The sequence below is a fragment of the Streptomyces sp. NPDC127197 genome, assembly GCF_042672405.1.
In the GTDB taxonomy this organism is placed as follows: Bacteria; Actinomycetota; Actinomycetes; order Streptomycetales; family Streptomycetaceae; genus Streptomyces; species Streptomyces flavusporus.
In genome coordinates this window covers 13626-32985 of record NZ_JBHXVG010000062.1, presented here as the reverse complement: position 1 = coordinate 32985, position 19360 = coordinate 13626, and the positions used below count along the sequence as shown (strand labels likewise).

Annotated in this window: 16 protein-coding genes and 1 pseudogene; 8 read left to right on the top strand and 9 right to left on the bottom strand. The window is 70.1% G+C overall.

Features of this window, described 5'->3' with window-relative positions:
• Window positions 1–583 precede the first annotated feature (583 nt).
• Window positions 584–955 (top strand): annotated as a pseudogene (locus ACFVJQ_RS42525) (transposase); the annotation flags it as partial.
• A gap of 429 nt (window positions 956–1384) precedes the next feature.
• On the top strand, window positions 1385–2368 hold the full coding sequence (locus ACFVJQ_RS42520) for a hypothetical protein (protein WP_385515444.1): 984 nt from the start codon (window positions 1385–1387) through the stop codon (window positions 2366–2368).
• A gap of 52 nt (window positions 2369–2420) precedes the next feature.
• On the opposite strand, the gene ACFVJQ_RS42515 is transcribed toward ACFVJQ_RS42520, so the two are convergent.
• The 5 genes from ACFVJQ_RS42515 to ACFVJQ_RS42495 form a co-directional block, all read right to left on the bottom strand.
• The gene (locus tag ACFVJQ_RS42515; protein ID WP_385791066.1) at window positions 2421–2750 is read right to left on the bottom strand and encodes a GNAT family N-acetyltransferase; all 330 of its coding nucleotides are present in this window, start codon (window positions 2748–2750) and stop codon (window positions 2421–2423) included.
• Window positions 2751–3652: 902 nt separating this feature from the next.
• Entirely contained in the window at window positions 3653–4882 is a 1230-nt protein-coding gene (locus ACFVJQ_RS42510) for an IS701 family transposase (protein ID WP_385791064.1), read from the bottom strand.
• 384 nt (window positions 4883–5266) lie between these two features.
• Entirely contained in the window at window positions 5267–6085 is an 819-nt protein-coding gene (locus ACFVJQ_RS42505; protein WP_385515441.1) for an SAM-dependent methyltransferase, read from the bottom strand.
• Window positions 6086–6532: 447 nt separating this feature from the next.
• Entirely contained in the window at window positions 6533–7021 is a 489-nt protein-coding gene (locus ACFVJQ_RS42500) for a class I SAM-dependent methyltransferase (RefSeq protein WP_385791062.1), read from the bottom strand.
• Between the two features lie 560 nt (window positions 7022–7581).
• Window positions 7582–7737: a hypothetical protein gene (locus ACFVJQ_RS42495; protein ID WP_385515439.1), complete on the bottom strand. Its 156-nt coding sequence runs from the start codon at window positions 7735–7737 to the stop codon at window positions 7582–7584.
• A 393-nt stretch (window positions 7738–8130) separates the two neighbouring features.
• Between ACFVJQ_RS42495 and ACFVJQ_RS42490 the strand changes: the two genes are divergently transcribed.
• Together ACFVJQ_RS42490 and ACFVJQ_RS42485 are read left to right on the top strand one after the other, a co-directional pair.
• Window positions 8131–8286 carry a hypothetical protein gene (locus ACFVJQ_RS42490; protein WP_385515449.1) on the top strand — a complete coding sequence of 52 codons (156 nt, stop codon included), beginning with the start codon at window positions 8131–8133 and terminating at the stop codon, window positions 8284–8286.
• Between the two features lie 472 nt (window positions 8287–8758).
• Entirely contained in the window at window positions 8759–9448 is a 690-nt protein-coding gene (locus tag ACFVJQ_RS42485) for a DUF899 family protein (protein WP_385791060.1), read from the top strand.
• Between the two features lie 93 nt (window positions 9449–9541).
• Here ACFVJQ_RS42485 and ACFVJQ_RS42480 read toward each other — a convergent pair whose 3' ends face one another.
• The 3 genes from ACFVJQ_RS42480 to ACFVJQ_RS42470 all read right to left on the bottom strand — a co-directional run bounded on the left by ACFVJQ_RS42480 (window position 9542) and on the right by ACFVJQ_RS42470 (window position 13183).
• Window positions 9542–11260: a VanW family protein gene (locus tag ACFVJQ_RS42480; protein ID WP_385791058.1), complete on the bottom strand. Its 1719-nt coding sequence runs from the start codon at window positions 11258–11260 to the stop codon at window positions 9542–9544.
• Window positions 11261–11623: 363 nt separating this feature from the next.
• Window positions 11624–12016, bottom strand: coding sequence for a nuclear transport factor 2 family protein (locus ACFVJQ_RS42475; RefSeq protein WP_385515436.1), 393 nt, complete (start codon window positions 12014–12016; stop codon window positions 11624–11626).
• 117 nt (window positions 12017–12133) lie between these two features.
• Window positions 12134–13183: a hemin ABC transporter substrate-binding protein gene (locus ACFVJQ_RS42470; RefSeq protein WP_385791056.1), complete on the bottom strand. Its 1050-nt coding sequence runs from the start codon at window positions 13181–13183 to the stop codon at window positions 12134–12136.
• Between the two features lie 134 nt (window positions 13184–13317).
• Here ACFVJQ_RS42470 and ACFVJQ_RS42465 point away from each other — a divergent pair, with 134 nt between their 5' ends.
• The 4 genes from ACFVJQ_RS42465 to ACFVJQ_RS42450 all read left to right on the top strand — a co-directional run bounded on the left by ACFVJQ_RS42465 (window position 13318) and on the right by ACFVJQ_RS42450 (window position 18588).
• On the top strand, window positions 13318–14049 hold the full coding sequence (locus tag ACFVJQ_RS42465) for a hypothetical protein (RefSeq protein WP_385515434.1): 732 nt from the start codon (window positions 13318–13320) through the stop codon (window positions 14047–14049).
• A gap of 124 nt (window positions 14050–14173) precedes the next feature.
• A complete protein-coding gene (locus ACFVJQ_RS42460; RefSeq protein WP_385515433.1) occupies window positions 14174–15160 on the top strand; it encodes an HtaA domain-containing protein in 987 nt (328 codons plus the stop codon).
• A gap of 175 nt (window positions 15161–15335) precedes the next feature.
• The gene (locus ACFVJQ_RS42455) at window positions 15336–15863 is read left to right on the top strand and encodes a hypothetical protein (protein WP_385515432.1); all 528 of its coding nucleotides are present in this window, start codon (window positions 15336–15338) and stop codon (window positions 15861–15863) included.
• Window positions 15864–15960: 97 nt separating this feature from the next.
• On the top strand, window positions 15961–18588 hold the full coding sequence (locus ACFVJQ_RS42450) for an immunoglobulin I-set domain protein (RefSeq protein ID WP_385791053.1): 2628 nt from the start codon (window positions 15961–15963) through the stop codon (window positions 18586–18588).
• 108 nt (window positions 18589–18696) lie between these two features.
• Here the strand turns inward: ACFVJQ_RS42450 and ACFVJQ_RS42445 are convergent, their stop codons facing one another.
• On the bottom strand, window positions 18697–19227 hold the full coding sequence (locus ACFVJQ_RS42445; RefSeq protein ID WP_385791051.1) for a DUF6069 family protein: 531 nt from the start codon (window positions 19225–19227) through the stop codon (window positions 18697–18699).
• Window positions 19228–19360: the final 133 nt, after the last annotated feature.

The following is a 19360-nucleotide window of genomic DNA, read 5'->3' as shown; positions in this document are numbered from 1 at the left end:
CGCCAGAAAGTCGTCGGGCAGCAACGGGGTGGTCAGCCGCCCGGCACCCTGCCAGACGGGCCGCGCCAGGTGCCGCAGCGCACCGACCATTCCGCCTCCCCTTCCTCGTCACTCTCCGATCACCTACGCTCACGCAGCCGTGGCCGACCGGCAAGCCGGGTTGCTCCTTCCTGATGGCCATGCCCCTGGCGCGAGCCGATCGCTTACCCGAACGCGCCGACGACGGACCTCCCGCCGCATCTCGGGGGAACCTCACCGCCGGCCGGTCGGCGGTATCTGCGGTTCCGGCGGCCGATCCCCGGCATGGCGTCGTTGTGGCGAAGGTCCGCCTTCCGTGCGTCATGCCGAGTGTGGCTTCGTTGATCTCTAGGAACAGCGTTTGTCGACTGGTTCCGAAGGCAGTTGTCGATCACCGGGCCACGGATGTCGATGACAAATGACGGCACCCCTCGTGTCCCGAGATCCGGCGACGGTCGTTGGATCTCCTCTCGGGACATGCGATGCGCGCCTCAGCAAGAATGGCGAGATGAATCATCGCTCCGTCGGCACTCCGGAGAAGGGCCAGTGACAGCCATGTCCGGTCCGCGCCCAGTGCACCACCTCCCGCGAAAGCGCACGGAACGTGGGCTTTCCCCAGCGAGAACTCCGCGACCTGCAAGCCCGCGTCCGAGCCGAGCAGCAGTCCCCCGACTGGGAGGCCCGGTATGCGGTGCGCTCCGGAGTGGAGGGCACCGTCAACGAGTTCGCTCACGGACACGGCATGCGCCGTTGCCGCTCCCGGAGACAGTCGAAGGCCCACCTACAGCACGTCCTCACGGCCATTGCCGTGAACATCGAGCGCCTCAGCGGCCTGCCGCCGGACGGTGAAGCACCCCACCCCGGCTGCCGACCGCCTTCCGTCCTGGACCAGCATCGGATCCCTCGGCTGAAGTCCTGGCGGGCCGTCAGCGGCTGACCTCGACGACTGCAAGATCACCGACAGAGTCATTACCGGTCGCGGCCGCTACTGGGTGCAGACGTCCAGACACGCTGGCTGCCGGGACACGGCCTGATTGCGACTGTCCGAAAGTCTTGCGCTGGGGCTGCAGGAGATCAGCACATCAACAGCCACGATGCGTACATGATTCACGAGAGGCGGACCGGAGCGGCTACGCGTGGCCAAAACCATCCGGGCACGCAGTCCCTCTCCAGGCGTGGTGGTGATTGCCGACGGCACAGATGCAGCGCGGTGTGGAGTCGAGAGCCGGGGCCGGTGGGCCGCCCGCGTCTCGTGGGGCGTGTCCGGCGGCGAGATGCGGGAGGGGCCGTTTCGGGGCACGGTGAGACGGGGGGCTGGTTACGGCCGGTTTCTTTTCCGAGCACCGCACTAGCCGAAGGAAGCCTGATGGCTGTAGCTACAGACATGTTCGTTCCGGCGCTGCGCGAGATCCGTGAGGCTGAAGCCGCGCTTGCCGACCGTTTCAAAGCCCACCTCGCAGTCACGCCCTCCGGGGAGTACCGGGAGGTCTTGGAGCGCCGCGTCGGCGACGCCCGGGGCCACGTGTACCGCATTGACGAACGTCTGGGTACCTTGAAGCCCCGCGGGCTGGTGCAGACCGTTCTCGGGAATGCCTGGCACTTCACCAGGCAGGCTGCCCAGTTGCCCTTCGGTGCGGCGATGTCCGTCCCGGGCGCCGTGTTGCGGGGCCAGGGGAGGGCGACGGAGCAGCAACTGCTGAAGAACGTCGAGGACGAGTATGCGGTCACCGCGTTCGCCGTGGCCATCTGCCGGGCCGCCGAGCGTATCGCCCAGGAGGCCCAGGACGCCACGAGTGCGGAGCTGCTCGGCTCCATCCGCCGTGACGGCGAGGAACTGCTGGAAGAGCTCGGCAGCAGCCTTGAGCAGCACGCCGAGGCAGCGGTGGTGGCCGCCGAGACCGCCGGCGGCCTGGGCGCCACCGGCGCCGCCCAGGCGGTCCGCGACTGGAGCAGCTGGCTGCAGGAAACGGCCAAGCGCATGCCTGGCGTGGACCGGCTCCAGGGGGTACCGGAGGGGGCCCTCATCACGGAGGACGAGTTGCCGATCCCCGATTACCGCAAGCTCGGCACCAGGATGATCATCGACCGGCTCCCTCACCTGTCCCAGGCGGACCTGGCCACGGTCGGCGCCTATGAGCGGTCCCACGCCGCCCGCCCCGCGGTCCTGAGCAGGATCGCGGACCTGCTGGCTCCCGAGCCCTGGCCCGGCTACGACACTATGAGTGCCAGCGACATCCGCAAACGGCTCGGCGAAGCCGAAGAGACCCTCACCCGGCGGGTGTTTGACTACGAGCGCCGCCATCAGGCACGCTCCACCGTCCTCACGGCCGCCGAGCGAGTCTACGCCTGACCGGTCTCGTCCCGTTCAGGGCCGCATGACCGGCTGCATCATGCCTCCGGGCTCACGCTGCCGACCCCGTGGCCCGGGGGCGTTGGTGCTGGTAGGTCCACAGCTGGTCGACGAGGGTGAAGCCGAAGGACTCGAAGAGCCGGGACGCCGCCTGACTGTCGGGGTCGGGGTGCGGGCCGTCGTCGACGACGAGAGCGACCTCGCCGGCACCTTGTTCGGACAGCAGGGCCAGGGACTGGGCGAGCAGCTTGTGGCCCAGGCCGCAGCGACGGCGAGTGGGCAGGGTTTCGATCCCGTACACCGTCGCGGTGCGGTCGGCTCCTACGCTGACCACGGCTTCTGCTACCGGCTTGGCGGACTCACGCTGGCAGGGGAACGGCACCCGTGGCCGAGGGACGCGCTACGCGCTCCACCTGCAAGCCCGTGCGCCTGAGCGGGCCGAGGCTCCGTGGCGGTCGGAGGCGCAATGGGGCGTCGACCTCAGCTCAGGACGACCGACACCGCAGCGGCCAGCATCGTGACCACGGCAAGACTGACCATGACTGTCCGCACTGCTCTCACTCGCCAACCTGCGCAGGCAGTCCTGTCGGCATGAGCCAAGGCAGCACCGGCGAGCGTTTCCTCTCCACGGGCACGCGCCTGGCCTGCGCGTCAGCTTCCCGGAGGTGCACACACCACACGCAGGTGTCGTCTTCCTGCATCCCAGGGGCTGGCTGGGGTGCGCCGACAGGCGGGGCGTCAGGAGTCGGACTCGGGCGGTTGCCGAAGGCTTCCATGCCTCCTCAACGACTCAGCCCCGGCAAGGCAGTCGACGCGTCACCCGTTCGCCGCACCACTGGCCCACCAGCGATACCACGACAGGGCCTGGCACCGCATCGGGCCAGGCCCTCGGCCGGGGAGCCTTCCTTTTCCACCCTTCCATTGGACAATCCGGCCGGCCCGCGGCACGCGGCCATACCGCCTTCATGTCCCTCAGCCGGCGGACAGCACGGCCCCGCACCGCCTACACCACTTTGAGGGACGCCACCCATGCCACGTATTACAGCCGGAGATCTTGAGGGTTGGTGATCGGTGGGGTCGGTCGGTGCTGTGCCCAGGTGTGGAGTCGGGGCGGGAGGGGGTCGCCGCGGCGTCGGTAGTGGCTGACCAGCGCGCGGGTCTGGTGGAGACGGCGCCACAACTCGCAGGTCAGGATGGTTTCGACGGGATGGTGGGGGTTGAGCCGGGTGGCGGCCAGGCAGTGCCGGATGGTGGGGACCGAGGGCCGCGGCAGCGGTCCGGGGATCAGCCGGCGGCCTCGCTCTCGTCGGGGTTCGAGCCTTTTCCCGGTTCGGGAGCGTGTTCCGGGTCGGGGATCGCTGCGCGTTGGATGGTGAGGAACGCGGTGGCCGGCATGCAGGCGGTGACGTGGCGGTGCCACGGGGTCCACTTGCGGACCTGGTACTGCGCCAGGCCAACGAGCTGCTTGTTGAGCTCGTTGTCCTCCTCGATCTGCCACCGCCCGTCGGCCCGGGCGATGATCTCCGAGACCGTGGCGGTCTCGGGCGCGTGGACGAGGAAGTAGGCGATCCCACGGTGGAGCTGGCCGTCCTTGCCGCGCCGGTTCGGGTGCAGAGATCTCCGTAGCATCAGCCAATGGGTGAAGGTGTCGGCCGACTCCTCGTCCTTGACCTCGACGGCGAAGGCGGTCCAGCCGTAGAGCCGCTCGCCCTTGGCGCCGTTGCCGCAGGAGCGGCGTTCCCACTGGTCGCGGGCCTTGGCGTAGTGGAGCAGGTCATCGGCGCGCTTCACGGCCGGGTGGCGTGACTTGCCGGGCGGGCCGTCGAGGGACAGGTCGGCCGGGACCCCGAAGACATAGGGCACGGCCCGCTCATGGCACCAGGCCCGCAGCTGCGGATCGCGCCCGTAGCCGGCGTCGGTCAGCACCCGGGTGAACGGCACGGCGGCCACCAGGGCCTGCTCCAGCATGGCGATGGCCAGCTCGGGCCTGGTGGCGAAGCCGACCCGGTCGGGCACCCCGGCCTCGCGGCACCGCTCACGGTCGGCGGTCCATTCCCCGGGCAGGTGCAGGCGGCGGTCGATGAAGGCATGCCCGGCCGGAGCAGCGTAGGTGAGCATCACCATCGTCTGGCAGTTGCGGACGTCCCCGGTCAGTCCGCAGTGCTGGAAGGCCACCCCAACCGACTTGGTGCCCTTCTTCTGGGCCTGCGTGTCGTCGATGACCAGCGACGCATCCGGATCACCCAGATGCGACACCACGTAGTCGCGCACCTCGTCCCGCAGCCGGTCGGCATCCCACACCGAACCGTTCAGCAGCCACTGCATCCGGTCCGCGGTCACATGCCCGGCCCGCTCCGACAGTGTCCAGCCGTTCTTCCTCGGCAGCTCCGCCAGCAGCCCCTCGATGAACTGCGCGAACACCACACGCGGCTCCGGCCGGTTGAACAAAAGCCCCAACGAACCAGTCAACGCGGACAGTTCGGCATCCCACCCGGCTATCTGCTCAGCCGTCACACCCAGCATCATGCCCGGTCAACGACGGCACGCAGACCCGGTCACAAGATCTCCGGCTGTAGTACTTGCAGATCGGTGGGCCACGAGGCTCAGGTGTGCCGACGGGGACGATATGACCGACGATGATCTACTGGCGGTCCTGCAGGGAGTTGCCAGGCTCGCGGCGTCTGCGGTGAGCACGGGTGGTGGCCTCTACAGTTGGAGTTTCTGACCGTCTGGCGGAACTTCTTCGGGCAGTGGAATCGCTGTCTGCTTGGGTGACAACCGGGCTGAAAAGGCAGTGCAGGCGATAACAAAGCCGAGCATTTGATGACGAGTAGCGTCACGTTTCCGTAGGCAGGAGCGGTGCTGATGGCGCCCCGCCCCTCCCACAGCCGAAGGTGATCAGGCCTTGCGTCCCACGCCACCGAACATGGCTACCTCGGCGGGCAGATCGGCCTCTCCGTCGTCCGGACGCCAGCGATTGCAGGAGACCACGCCCGGCTCGAGGAGCTCCAGCCCGTCGAAGAACCCGGCGACGGCGGCCGGGGCGCGCTGGGTCAGCTTCGGCGTGCCGTGCTCGTTCCAGAAGGCCACCGCGGCGTCGACGTCCGGCATGTCCGGCCGGGTGATGGTGTGCGAGAGGACGAGGTGGCTGCCTGCGGGCAGCGCGTCCATCAGACGCCGCACGATGCCGTACGCCTCCTCGTCGTTCTCGATGAAGATGACGACCCCGAGCAGCATCAGCGCCACGGGCTCACTGAAGTCCAGGGTCTGCGCCGCCTGCTCCAGGATCTTGTCGACGTTGCGCAGGTCCTCGTCGAGGTAGTCGGTGCGCCCTTCCGGTGTGCTGGTCAGCAGGGCCTCAGCGTGGGCCAGCACGATGGGGTCGTTGTCGACGTAGACGATGCGGGACTCGGGCGCGATGCGCTGGGCGACCTCGTGCGTGTTGTCGGCGGTGGGCAGGCCGGTGCCGATGTCGAGGAACTGCCGTATCCCGCGCTCGCCGGCGAGGTACCGTACGGCGCGGCCGAGGAACAGCCGGTCGGCGAGGGCGTAGTCGCCGATGCCGGGGTGCAGCTTGCGGATCTGGTCCCCGGCTGCCTGATCGACCTCGTAGTTGTCCTTGCCGCCCAGCCAGTAGTTCCAGATCCGGGCCGTGTGCGGCTGGTCGGTCTTGATTCGCCTGCGCGCCTCGATCGACGCGGCGGGAATCTCAGTCACGGGCTGTCCTCCGGATCAGGCCGATTAGTGGTCAAGGAGCAACCTACCGGCAGGAGTTGAGGACAGCGACTTCGCCGAGACAGGGCTGGACTGAGGAAGAGCACTGTACGGCCTTGATTACTCAGCAGCCGGGAGGCAGGCTCCTGCGGCGACGGCCGCCACTCAGCGAAGGCCATGCAACTGTCGAGTTCGCCTGGCCAGGATCTGCCTACAGAGCGTTCCATAGCACGTACTGAGAAGTTGTTGCCGCTCCGATCTTGAGGGGCGTGCGTCGAACGGGAGTCTCGATCGGTGATCGCAGCTGGCCGCGGGCATGAGGGCCTCCTGGTAGCTCGGGGTTGCGATCCCAACCGAGCAGCACCAGGAGGCCCTGTGTCACAGTCTTTCGTGCTCGCGTCCGCGGAGTCCAAGTCGGCGGCCGACCTGCCTGACCGTACCTGGGCCCGGTCAGGCGCCAGGGGCGAAGGCTGTCGCACATGAGGGGCGGGGCCTGCGGGCGTGGAGGACGAAGGCCGGGGGTGTGTTGCGCCAGATGGTCCGGCTGGGGACGACCTCTTCGAAGCGGTCGGCCAGCAGGTGTCTGAACTGGCGGGCGGGCGGGAGGGGGACGGCGTGGAGACAGGTGAACGCGGTGAAGGCACCGCCTGGCCCGAGTGCCGCGGCCGTAGCGTCCATGAGGTGCCGTTGGGCGGCGGGGGAGAAGAGTGCCCAGGGCAGGCCGCTGACCACGACGTCGGCGCGGTCGATGCCGCGTTCGTCCAGCAGCGGGCGCAGCTGGACGGCGTCGTGCTGGAGCACCTCGGCCTCTGGGTGGCGGTGGCGCAGTCGCTCGGCCAGGACCGGATCGATCTCAATGGCCAGATGGCGGCCGCGGCCGCCGAGTCTGCGCTGGATTTCCGCGGTGAACGGCCCGGTGCCGGCGCCCAGTTCCACCACGATGGGCTCGCCGGATTCCCGGTATCGGCGCGCAGACCGCCTCGGCCAGGCGCGGTGAGCTGGGGGCGATGGCCCCCATGCGGGCCGGCGAGCGTGCCCACCGCCTGAGGAACAGTGTGTGATCGCTGGGTTCCCGCGAGGGTTTGCAGCAACGGCCTTGCAGGGCCGCGGGGTGCGTGGTGCTGGTGCTCATGTGGATGCCCTTGCCGAGAAGTGCGGGTGGTCGGTCGTGCGGGCGCGAACGGGCGCAGTGGAGGGAGCTTCCTCGCTTTCCACCGCCGATGCGGTGGGCCTCGGGCAGCCGAATCGACCCGTAGATCGTCTCGGTCTCGCGGTAGAGGCTGCGGCCCTCGGTGCCCGTCTCACGGCTGATGCCGGGGGTCCCGATGCGGCCGCCTGGTGCACCGACGTCGGGGCCGTGACGGTCCATGCCGGACAGGCGGGTGTGGATCAGCCAGGCGGTCGTGGAGGAGCGTGCGGGGTCTTCGGCGAAGACCGCTACCCCCAGGTGGTCGTCGGACGCCCGCATGGGCGGGGCGCCGGTTCGGCGGCCACCGCTCTCAGCGCGCGGCGCTCTCGGCGTAGTCCCGGATCGGACGCAGGCCGTCCCAGGTCTTGTGGGTGGCGCGCATGGCTTCGACACCGAGGTAGTTGTCGGGCGTGATTTCGATCAGCTCGACGTCGGATACCAGTACACGATCGGTCGTGTGGATCATCGCAGCCCTCCCAGGGCGTCATGGTGATCCCTTGGGGGCGCGGGCGAGAAGGGGACTCGCGGCTCCACCGCGCCTTCACCGCCACTCGACTGCGGCGGCCTCATTCGTGGCCGGTAACGGGGCCAGTCGGCGGGGCATTGGACCGTGGGGCCGTTCCTCCCCGCGTTCAGGAGGGTCTTCACCCTGGGGCACGAGGCTGCCTTCCCAGCTGCCGGCAGCTCTCTCGGCTCGCGTGATCCCGGGCTACTCGTCTCCGTCATCGCGTTGCCACGGAGGATAGCGAGGCAGGACCCCGAGAGGACAGTGAGATTCCTGCGCAGATCGTGATCTTGCCCGCGAGGGTGGATCGATATGGGCTCGCGTGAGGCGATCGCCCGCTGGCACGCTGCCCTCATGGATCAAGCTGAAGTACTGCTCATCGGCGGGCGAGCCGGCGTCGGCAAGACGACGGTGGGGTGGGGGCATCGGCTCTGCCGAGCGCAGGCGCAGCTCTTGAAGAAGCTGCCCATCCCGCGTACGAGCTGGGTCGCCAACGTGCACGTCTCCTGACTCATGCTGGGAGTTTGCTGACCAACGGCCTCCGAGCATGGGCCTGACCTGCGGCCGCGCCAAACTACGGGACGTTGATGAGCATCTTCACGGGAGCCTCCTGGGGATCTCGGCAGTCGGGCCCCCGACCTGCGTTTCAGCTGGTCAGTGGGAGTGACCTCAGTTGTTGATCTGGGCGGTTCCTGGCGCTCGGAAGCAGGTTCTGGCGGTGGTGAGCCGACGTGGGCCGGCTGGGTGCCACTGTCCGCAGTATCGACCTTGCGGCAGCGAAGGTCACGTGCGCCCACCACGGGGGTGCAATCGCCGTACGCGCGTGGCGAGGCCGGGGCTGTCCTATGGATTTTGGTTGATCCATAGGAGTGCACGGACCAGGTCCTTGTCATTTCGCTGTCTGACGGCCCTGTCTGCAGGCATACGGTGGTGGGCGAGAGCAGATGGTGGCCACCAGACAGCAGCCAGGCCGGGAGTAGCGATGCGTCCAACCAATCTCACTGGGGAGTCGGCCGAATACGTCAGCGCCCGCGAGCAGCTGCGGCAAGCCGAGATCGAGCTGATGCACCATCGTGAACGCGTCGCCGACCTGCGTCGCCGGTTGCCGCTGGGCCCGGTCGTCGACGACTACGTGTTCGAGGAGGGGCCTGCTGATCTGCAGGCTGGTGACGCGCCGGTGCAGACCGTGCGCCTGGGTGAACTGTTCACCGGGCCCGGGCGTGACCTGGTCGTCTACCACCTCATGTATGGCAAGAAGCAGACCGAGCCGTGCCCCATGTGCACGATGTGGTGCGATGGGTTCAACGGAGTGGCCCACCACCTCGCGCAGAACGTCGACCTCGCGATCGTCGCCGCAGCCGACCTGCCCGCGCTCCGCGCACACGCCCGAAACCGGAAGTGGACGAATCTGCGTCTGCTCAGCGCCGGCTCCAGTACCTTCAAATACGACCTGGGCAGCGAGGACGCCGAGGGCAACCAGGACTCGACGGTGTCAGTGTTCACCCGCGACGACAACGGGTCGGTGCGCCACTTCTACTCGGCGCACCCCCGGATGTCCGACGACATCGACCAGCGAGGCATCGACTTGCTCAGCCCGGTATGGCACATCCTCGACCTGACCCGCCACGGCCGGGACAACTGGCTCGCCGCACTCGACTACCAGAGGCCGTGAGGTCCGGCATACGTGCTGAGGCCGGCCGGCGACCGGGAACTGCCCGTATGCGCCGGGCCACGGTGGGGTCGGGGGCGGCCGCGGATCTCGGGCTCACTCGCAGGTGATCTCGTCCCGCGGGGTGTATCGGGTGCGGAACGGTTCCCGGTTCACTTCCCGGCCGTCGTTGTAGAAGACCCGCTCCACGGTGACGTCGAAGCCCTCGAGCGGGGTCTGCGGCACGCATTCCTTGTCGGTGCTCACCTTGTGGGCCGGCTGTTTCACGCTGGTGCGTGGCCCCTTGACCGACTTGATCTCGTCGTACTTCTTTGTGCCGAGGAAGGTGACGGTCACGGAGGTGTCCGTGGACTCGGCCTGGATGTACATGGCGTTGCCGGAGTCGTTGGTGAACCTGAGGTCGAGGCTGCCCCAGGCGACCGTCGCCTCGCGGCCCTCGGGGTAGCGCTCGATGTAGAAGGAGTGGGCGCCGTACTCCACGGGCTTGACCCCGGCGAAGAACATCGCGTTGAAGACGGTCGTGGCCACGGCGGAGACACCGCCGCCGGACGCCTTGGTGAACTGGTCGTTGAGGATCATGATGCCCTCGACGAAGCCGTTGGCCTCGGTGCGTTCGCCGACGGTCCGGTTGAAGCTCCAGGTCTCGCCCGGCATGACGACGGAGCCGTTGATGAGTTCCACGGCCCGGCCGATGTTCTTCGTGCGGTAGGCGGCCGGTTCGAAGTTGACGGTGAAGGAGGACATCTTCTCCGTCAGTCCCAGCTGCGCCGCGTTCTCGCGCGTCACCTCCGGCTGGGTCCTGCGTGTGGCCACTTCGCCGGTGCGGGCGGTGCCCGACTTGGTGAGCAGCGGCAGCACGGCCTTGCTCAGCGCCTTGTCGGTGACCTCCAGGCCGGGCCTGGCGTCGTCGGCCACTACGACCTTGTCGCCGTCGAGGCGCAGCCTGGCGTTTTCGGCCTTGCCGGTGATGCCGGCGATGGGGTCGGCCACCGAGGGGGCGGCGCGCAGGCCCTCGGCGTCGAGCTTCGGCGTCAGCCTGCCGGTGGCGTCCGGCCGCATCGTCAGGTGCTCGCCCAGGACGGCCGGGGTGATCGTGAACCGCTCGCCGCCCGCGGTGAGTGTGACGGGCGCCGACATGGCCGGCTGGGCGAACCCGCGCATCGCTCGCCGCACCTGCTCCGCGGTGACCTTCGGCCTGGTCTCGCGGGCGGGCAGGGCCGTGACCGAGTCGGCCTTGCCGCGCAGGAAGGAGGTGCGCAGGGGGCCGACCGCGGCGTCCACGTCCAGCGCGTACCCGCTGCGCGGAGCGACCTGCTCGGCTTGGCCGTCCGCGAAGGTGATCGCGCCGTCGCGGACCTTCTGGTCGAGTGTCTTCGCCAGTTTCCCGAGGGCAGCGCGGGCCTTGTCCTCGTCGACGCGTACGACCGGCTCGATGTCACCACCCGTACGAAAAAGTCCGCCGATCATGCTGAAGGGATCGTTGCCGGTGCGCGCCGCCCGGTCAACGGTCTGCTGAGCGTCGAAGGTGAGTCCGGCCTGCTGCGGATCGACCGCGCCCGTGCGGTCGCCGACCTTCACGGCCAGCTCCTGCGAGCCGGCCGCCGCCAAGTGCTGCTCCAGCTTCCCGATGGCCTCTGCACGGCTCAGGCCTCCGATGTCCACACCGCGCACCGTCGTGCCCGCCTCGATCTCACCGCCTGTGAGCAGCAGCCCGGCGAGATACAGACCGCCGACGCCGACGGTCAGCGCACCGCCGGCCAGGGCGAGGGGCGGAACGGAGGCAATTCGCGGAACGGAGGTTATTCGGGGGCGCATGGGTCTCCCGGACAGTCGTTAGGACGGTGCACCCGATGACGGCAACACTGCGTGCAGGGCAAGCACCCCAAGCTACCCGCAATCGGGTGATAAACGTGTATGTTCCATGTCACGCCAGGCGCCGGAGGTGCTGTTCCTGGGGCGGGCAGCCCCGGAGGGCCGCCCGCCTCTTCCGCTGCCTCGCCGTCGCGATCTCCCGGTCGATCGCGCTGCCGTCGATGCCGGCCGCGCCCAGACGTCGGGCGCGGGCTCGTACAAGGCGGATGGGCTACAGGGCGGCCGCGGCGCTGTGCAGGTTCTTGGCTGTGCAGGTTCTTGGCCGAAGGCGGTGAAGCCCGGCTGCGAGGACGTGAGCGCGCCCCCTTACCGCCCCGCCGCCTCCCGGGCGATGTCCTCGAACCGAGCGCCCATCGCCGCGGCGAGGGCGTTGGCGGCCGACAGTGGGCGGACCATGACCATCAGGTCGTCGATCCTTCCGTCCTCGTCGACGTGCAGGAAGTCGCAGCCCTGGATCTGCTTTCCGGAGACCGTGGCGGTGAAGGCGAGGGCGTGGTCGCGGCCGTCGGGGTGGGTGAACTCCCGCACATAGGTGAAGTCCTCGAAAACCTCGGACACGGCGCGCAGGATCGCGGCGGTGATCGCCTTGCCGGTGTACGGCTTGAAGACGACGGGGCTGGTGAAGACGACGTCGTCGGCCAGCAGCGCCTCCACGGCGTCGACGTCCTTGCTTTCGACCGCCTTGCGGAAGGGATGCATGTGATCGCCTCTCTCGTGGACTAATGCAACTTGTTGCATAACGGAGCGTAGGGGGAGTCACGGCATCTTCGGAAGGGGTCGGTGCACCGTGGGCCGGCCGGTTCAAGCGGTCCCAGGTCATCCCCGATGCACACGGTCCACCAGGATGTCGATCACCAGGGGAGTGCGCGGGCCGAAGCTGAGGAGGACGCCGTCCTCGAGGGTGACGATGCGGCGGTTCATGCCGGCCGGGGTCTCGCGGATGCCGGGGACGTCGAGCAGGCCGTCGATGCCACCGACCGACTTCAGCCCCTTGCTCATCATCAGGATCACCTCGGGCTGGGCCTTGATCAGGGCCTCGCTGGTCAGCGGGGTGAACGGCTTGTCCAGGCCGGACGCGGCGCCCGCATCCACCGCGCCCGCGGCCTCGATCAGCGAGTCGGCCCCTGAACCCTTCCCGCCCATGAGGTAGACGGCCGCGCTGCCGCGCATGTAGAGGAAGGCCACTGTCGGACGGCTGCCCTCGGGGACGGCCGCCCTGGCCGCCGCGAGGTCCTTGCCGATACGGGAGTTGAGGGCCTTGCCCGCCTCGGGGACGCCGAGGGCCGCGGCGATCCGGGTCGTCCGGGTGGAGACGTCGGCCAGTTCGGTGGCCGGATCGAGCACGACGACGGGGATGCCGGCGTCACGGATCTGGTCGATCGCCTCCTGCGGGCCCGTATCGGTGTCGGCGAGGACGACGGTGGGGCGCAGGGAGAGCACGCTCTCCGCGCTCACGTCGTGCGCCTTGGTGACCAGGGGCAGGTCCTTCGCCTCCTCGAACGTGGCCGTGATGTCGCGCCCCACCACCCGGTCGCCGAGCCCGAGGGTGAAGACGATCTCCGCCACTCCGCCGTTGAGCGGCAGGATCCGGGAGGCGTCCCTGACGGTGACCTTCCGCCCGTCGGAGGAGTCGACCGTGACGGGCAACTCCGGTGTGGGCGGCTCCCCTTCGAGCGGTACGAGGGAGTTCCCCGCGAGCTGCTTCTGCGCCGCCGCGGCCCGCTCGCTCGCGGAGGCCGGTGACGCGTCCGTCCCCGCGGAACCCGAGCCGCCTCCGCACGCCGCCGTCACCAGCGCGACAGCCAGAGTGAGGGCGGCGGCAGTCCGCCGCCGCGGGGGGCGGTGGGGTCTTCCGGGTGCGCGCATGGCTCGGCCCTTTCCTCTCGGCTGGCATACAGATGATCAGTAGTTTAGGTTAGCCTCTCCTAAGTTATCGTGTGGTGGGGGTTTCCATGGCATGGTCAAGTAGGCTGCGCGGCAGGCGAGTTGGGTGGCTGCCGGTGGCTGCCGCCTCGGTGGCGCTGGCGCTGCTGACGTCCCCAGCGGTCGCCGCGGGGGCGTCGGCGACGGGCCCCGAGGGGCAGAAACTCACCGTCTCCAAGGCCTCCGGCCTCGATCCGGCGGGCGAGACGGTGACCGTGTCCGGCTCCGGCTACAACACCGAGAAGGGCATCTACGTCGCCTTCTGCGTGGACAACGGGCCCGGCAAGACGCCCACGCCGTGCGTGGGCGGGGTGGACATGTCCGGCGAGTCCGGGGCGTCCGCGTGGGTCTCCTCCAACCCGCCGTCGTACGGGGAGGGGCTGGCCAAGCCCTATGAGGGCAGTGGGCACAAGGGCTCGTTCAGCGTGCAGATCAAGGTGCGCGCCAAGGACGCCAACACCGACTGCACCAAGTCCGGCGTCACCTGTGCCGTCATCACCCGCAACGACCACACGCGGGGCGGCGACCAGAGCCAGACGGTACGGATTCCGGTCACGTTCGGCGGCAGCGGGGGCACGTCGACCGGGGGCTCCGCGTCGGCCACGCCGAGCGCGACGGCCGCCACGTCCGGCACCGGCGGCGGGGGCGCGGCTGCCTCCGACTCCGGGGAGAAGGCATCGGACGGCCCGCTGGCGAGCACCGGTACGGACCTCGCGGTGCCGCTCGGGCTGGCCGCCGCCGGGCTGGTCGCGGCCGGTACCGGCGCCTGGTTCTGGGCACGCCGGCGGCGCGCCGGGCACGCGGGCTGACGTCGATCTCGTGGGTGACGGCCGACTTCGGCGGCGTACATCCGTCGCAGGCGTCGTACAGCCGTCGTGGATGCGGCATTGGGCCGCAGGCGTCGTATTCCGACTTCAGAGAAGAGGCTTGAACGTGAAGGCGAGGAACAGACCCGGTGCCGTCCTCCTGGCGGGCGGCGCCCTGGTCGCACTGCTGGCTCCGGGCGTCGCGGTCGCCCAGGACGGGGAGGCGTTCCCGCGTGAGGTGTCCGGCGGCTATGCGAGCTGGGCGACGGCCGCCACGGCACTCACCGATCACGGCGTGTCCCTCAATCCCGGTCAAGGCGCCCAGGGTTCGGTGAACCGGGCCTGGTTCCCGGCCGTCGGCGGAGGAGCCGACCCCCGCACGGGCGACGCGGAGGTCGAGTTCGACGGCACCGCCCGCCTCACCCGGTCCGCCGACCCCGCCCACCCCCTCCTCCTCGACGCCCTGCGCCTGAGCCTGGCGGACGACGGCGGCACGCTGTACGCCCGCGCGGAAGTCGACGGCGAGGAGCGCGAGGTGACCCTCGCCGGTGTGGAGACGGGCGGCGCCGCACCCGCCGTACGCGCGGGCGGGGTGACCTGGACCGGCCTGCGCGCCTCCCTCACCGCCGACGGCGCCCGGCTGCTGTCCGCCTGGAGCGGGCGGGAGTTCGCCGCGGGGGATGCGCTGGGTCTGCTCGACGTGACCGTGGGCACCGGGGAAGGGGCGTCACCGGTACCGGTGTCACCGGTCCCCGCGCCACCCGAAGGCGACGCGGGCCGAAGCGAGGCGACCCGGCCCACCCCGAGCATCTCCGCCCCCGGCGACCGGCCCGCCGACGCCTCGGCACCCACCGCGGCCGTCGCCCGCCCGACCCTGACCGCGGGCGGCCGACAGGAGGTCACCGGCGCCGGGTTCGCGCCGGGCGCGGTGGTGCTCGTCGCGATCGACGGCGACACCCGGTACCAGGTGGTGGCGGACGACGCGGGGCGGATCAGCCGGACCTTCCCGGTGTACGCCGGTGCCGCCGAGGGCGAGCACACGGCCGAGCTGTACACCGTGACCGGCGAACGGAGCAGCGCCGTGGCGCGGTTCGGGGTGCGGGCCGCGGACTGACCGGCGTGTTACCGGACTCTCCGATCGAGGAGCGGGCCTGGACACGGCCCGCTCCTCGGCATGCCCAAATCCCTTGCGCCCAGCGGTGTTCGGGATTTCCTTGCCGGCCGTTGACAAGAGCATCAAGATCGCACTTAGGTTAGCCTTACCTAATCGAACAGAAAGGTGATCGTATATGAGATCCGTCCTGTCCGCCCGCACCGGCATCGCCGTCGCCGCCTCCGCCGCACTGACTCTGGGCCTGGCCGGCTCGGCCTCCGCCGCCACCTCGACCCGTACCGTCGTCGACGGCAGCACCACCTACAACCTGTCAGTGACCGCCCCGGACACCGCCGCCGCGGCGGGCCAGGTCATCAACGTCACCGGCTCCGGCTTCAACACCGGCCAGGGCATCTACGTCGGCCTGTGCGTGATCAACGGCGCGCCGGGCGAGAACAAGCCGACCCCGTGCCTGGGCGGCCAGGACGAGAACGGCTCGACCGGTGCCTCGCACTGGGTGAACAACACCTTCGGCGGCATGTTCGCCAACAGCTCCAAGTTCGGCTCCGGCGGCACCTTCAACGTCCGGATCTACGTCAAGGCCACGCTCGACGACGGCAGCGTCTGCGGCCAGGACGTCGACTGCGCCGTCGTCACCCGCGCGGACCACTTCGACACCAACGACCGCAAGTACGACGTGCACGTCCCGATCAGCTTCCAGTAAGCGCTCACAGCTCCGAGTGGTCCACGGGCCGGCCGTCCGGCCGGCCCGTTCCGGCACGTCCTGTCCACATCCCGATCACCTTCCCATAGGACCTCCCATGACAGACGACTCAACCGAGCGGCAGCAGCCGGAGAGACCGGCCAGACTCCGTCTCGGACGCCCCGCGGCACTCCTGGGCGCCGCTGCCCTGGTGGCCGCCGGAGCCACCGCCGTGACCGTCGGCTCGCCCGCCCAGGCCGCCGACACCCCGAAGACGGCGCTCGGCAAGGACGGCCAGAAACTCACCGTATCCGCCTCCGCGGGCCTCGACCCGGACGGCGAGACGCTGCACGTCACCGGCGAGGCCTACGACGACACCAAGGGCATCTACGTCGCCGTGTGCAAGGACAACGGCGACAACCGCATCCCCACCCCCTGCCTCGGCGGCGCCGACCAGAGCGGCAGCAGCGGCTCCTCGGTGTGGATCATCCCCAGGGACGCCTCGGACGAGGGCGCGGGCACGATCGCCGAACGGTGGGGAGAGGGCGGCACCTTCGACGTCGAGCTGAACGTCAAGGCCAAGGACAGCGGCCTGGACTGCCTCGAGGTCGCCTGCTCGGTCGTCACCCGGGTCGACCACAACGGCACCGGCGACCGCTCCCAGGACGTCCGCATCCCGATCACCTTCGAGGGCCAGGACCCGGGTGACGAAGACGGCGGCGACGGCGTCGATGTCCCCCCGGGCACCGTCAGCTACGTCCGGTCGGCCGAGTTCACCACCGCCGGCCGGCCCCTGGACCTTCTGCTGCACCCCGATTCCGGGAAGCTGTACGTCGGTTCGGACAACATCCCCGACACCTCCGACGTGGCCGAGCAGGGCCTGTACGTCCTGGACCTCGAGGACGGCAAGGCCCTCAGCCACATCGCCCAGGCTCCCGGTGCGAACGGCGCGATGGCCGCCCGTGTGGTCCGCCGGATCGCCGCCCCGCTCTCCGGTGACGGCGTGGTCTTCCACTACCCGCTGCGCGGCATAGGCACCGCCAAGGACGGCGACACGGTCGCGCAGGGCGTCTGGTTCAACGGTGCGTCGTTCACCGGCACCGGTCAGGACGCCGACACCTCCACCGTTCTGGTCGCGGCGGGCCCCGAGCTGCGCCGCGTCGAGATCGCCACCGGTACCGTCAAGGACACGGTCACGCTCGAGGGCGGCAACCAGCTCGGCGTGGACGCCGCACACGGCGCCGCCTGGTCCGTCGGCACTGCCGAGGGCAAGCCGGTGCTGCGCCGCGTCGACACCGGTACCTTCGAGGTGACTGCGACGGCCGGGCTTCCCGCCGACTCCGTCTTCTTCGTCGAACCGGACCCGGCCACCGGCAACGTCTGGGTGGGCAGCGGGACTTCGGTGCTCGTCTTCGACAAGGACGGCAAGCTGCTGACCACCCTGACAGGTGCGGACCGGCCCACCGCGGCGGCCTTCGACAAGACCACCGGGCGGGCCTTCGTGCTGCGCGAGGACCTCTCCGACAGCACCTCGGACAAGACCGGCTCCCTCCAGATCCTCGATGCCGCGACCTTCCGGCAGGCGGCCGAGCCGGTCGCCCTGCCGGGCAGCCTCGCGGGCGCCTACGCGGGCGTCGCCGTCGCCCCCGGCGCCACGTCCGTCTACCTCACCAACCAGGCGGAGAGCAAGGTCGTCAAGCTCGACCTCCGCATGTCCCCCAAGGTCACCCAGTCCCCGACCGACCAGTCCGTCGCTCCCGGCGACGAGGTCACGTTCGTCGCGGCGGCCGAGGGCACCCCGGAGCCGACCGTGCGCTGGCAGGTCAGCCCGGACGGCGGCCAGACCTGGTCCACGATCGAGGGCGCGACCGAGAACGCGTACTCCTTCACCGCCAAGGCGGGGCAGGACGGCTACGAGTACCGCGCCGAGTTCAGGAACTCCGCGGGCACGACCCGCACTTCGCCGATCACGCTGACCGTCGGCGAGTCCGGCGGTGACGGCGGCGGTACCGGGGGCGGCGGCGAGGACACCGAACCGTCGGGCACCAGGACCGTCACCGGCCCCGAGGGCCAGAAGCTCACCGTCACCCCGGTCAACCACCTCGCCACCGAGGACCAGAAACTCACCGGCTCCGGCTCCGGCTACGACGTCGACAAGGGCATCTACGTCGCCCTGTGCGTCGACAACGGCGACGGCGAGCTGCCCACGCCGTGCATCGGCGGCGTCGACATGACCGGCGCCTCCCACTCCTCGGCGTGGATCTCCTCCAACCCGCCGGACTACGGCGAGGGCCTGGCGATCCCGTACGGCGACGGCGGCACCTTCGAGGTCGAGCTCACGGTGGACGCCGAGGACGAGTTCACCGACTGCTTCAAGGCGAAGTGCGTCCTCGCCACCCGCGCCGACCACACCCTGTCCGGCGACCGCTCCCAGGACGTCAAGGTCCCGGTCAGCTTCGTCGGCCAGGACCCCGTGGACACCGACGACGACACCGGCGGCACGGGCGGCACCGGCTCCGGCGGCACGACCGGCGGCACCACCGGCGGGACGAGCACTGGCGGCGGCACCGGCACGACCGGCGGGACGAGCACCGGCGGCACCGGTACGACCACCACCTCCGGCGGCAGCCTCGCCTCCACCGGCGTCACGGTCGGCACGGCGGCGGCCCTCGCCGCGTCGCTCACGGCAACGGGCTGGTACGTCCACCGGCGCGCCCGGACCAGGGCTCTGGCCGACGCGGACTGATCGCACGAGGGCTCCCCGCATCCGCTGGGGAGCCCTCGTGCGTGCTGCCGTGGCCGCGGGCCCCGTAACGGCCGAGTCGCCCTGAACGGCGTACCCCGCGCCGCCCGGTCAAGCGGCACGCCGGCCGGCTCCCCGGCAGACCGCGGACAGCAAGGACCCGATGGCGACGCCGATCGCGAGGCGGACGACGCCGGTGCCCACCTTGGCCTCGGTGCTCACCGACGACGTGAACGGCAGCAGCACCACTCCCGCCGTGATCAGGGCGACGATCCACGCGAAGAACCGTCCCGCCTGCGCGGTGCTCAGCATGAGCAGGTGCAGTACGGCCGTCGCCGCCAGCGCGACCACCGCCGAACCGGCGGCCAGCAGCCCCGCCGAGGCGTCCCCCAGCGCGCCGTGGCCGTCGGGCGCGAGCACCGGGAAGCCCAGGACCCCTCGGACCAGCAGCACGGAGAACACGGCGGTGAGTCCGGCGATCGCGGCGGTCATGATCCCGCCGGCCCACAACCGGGAGGCGTCGACCCGCGGCCCCGGCGGTCGGGCGCCCGGAGCGGGATCACCTCCGCTCTCTTTCGACGTCTCCTTCGAGGTCTGCGGCGACATCTGAGGCTGGCCCAAGGGCTGGTTCGGCGGCTGCACGATCGGACTCCTCGGTCTGGACGGTGCGACATCCGTACCCCGGACCGTGGTGCCGCTGCCGGACGCTGGCCCGTTCGGGGCAGGGACCGCCGCGGAAGCGTGCAGGGGAGCTTGACGGGTGGAATGTTACCGG